General features: G+C 56.3%; 1 protein-coding gene. It reads right to left on the bottom strand.

Features of this window, described 5'->3' with window-relative positions; genetic code table 11:
• Positions 1–327: 327 nt before the first annotated feature.
• The gene (locus CFR71_RS15890) at positions 328–489 is read right to left on the bottom strand and encodes a hypothetical protein (RefSeq protein ID WP_239020463.1); all 162 of its coding nucleotides are present in this window, start codon (positions 487–489) and stop codon (positions 328–330) included.
• Between the last annotated feature and the right edge of the window lie 349 nt (positions 490–838).

Raw genomic sequence — 838 nt, 5'->3', positions numbered from 1 at the left:
CGCATACAACTGCAAAAGAATGGCACGGCTTCAGGCAGCATAAGCCGGGTCAGCCTCGGCGTTATCAGCCGCAAAATGCCCAACCCGACAGGCTGCTAGGGCGTTTCGTCAGTTAAGCGGGAGGATTATGCCGCTTGTACTCCCGTTTGATCTGTGATGTTTTCTTCCTGTTGATGGGACGGGAAGAGTGTGAATGCGACGGTATGGTCTGAGCGACAGTCAGTGGAAGCGGATAGCCCACGCGAGCCAGGCCATGCGTGCAGGACGACTGGTCATCATGGTGGACGATGACAGCAAGTAGAACGAAGGCGACGTGGTCATGGCGGCTCAATTCGTGACGCCTAAGCGGCCCAGAAACATAGCGAAACGGCCGACATTGCGAAGGTAATTGCGTTGCGTTCCCTGGGAGAACCGCCGCACCGCCATGTCATCAAGCAGGCGCTGGCGAAGGTGACTGATTGCAGCAATGCACAGGGACTCCGTCATCATCCGGGCTCCTTTTGGTGGGAAAAAGCCAGAGTGCTTGGCCCGATCAGGACAGTTACAAATAAAATAGATCTCTCACGCCGTGGTGACAGACTTCCATGTCACACCAATCCCGCGCAGCGGGTTCGTTCATTCAACTGATCGGTGCATGCGCGGACACTGCTCAGATCGGCAAGGTCCAGGGCAACCAGTTCAGATGCTCAGCCTGCGCGTTCTACCTCAAGTCAGACGAGGTGGTAGGCCTCCTGTTGTTGAGGTGGTCCCGTCCGTTCGGACAGTTTTGCGGGCTTGATAAGCTATACCCGGTTGTTGTTATGCCGCCCTTCTGACGGCGTTGCTGTTGGCCATCTGG

The organism is Novacetimonas pomaceti (assembly GCF_003207955.1).
Lineage (GTDB): Bacteria > Pseudomonadota > Alphaproteobacteria > Acetobacterales > Acetobacteraceae > Novacetimonas > Novacetimonas pomaceti.
This window is presented reverse-complemented; position numbering and strand designations above follow the sequence as displayed.

What these genes read in the sequence shown, in the direction of transcription:
- CFR71_RS15890 (WP_239020463.1), bottom strand. Translation starts at nt 489, where the DNA reads ATGATGACGGAGTCCCTGTGCATTGCTGCAATCAGTCACCTTCGCCAG.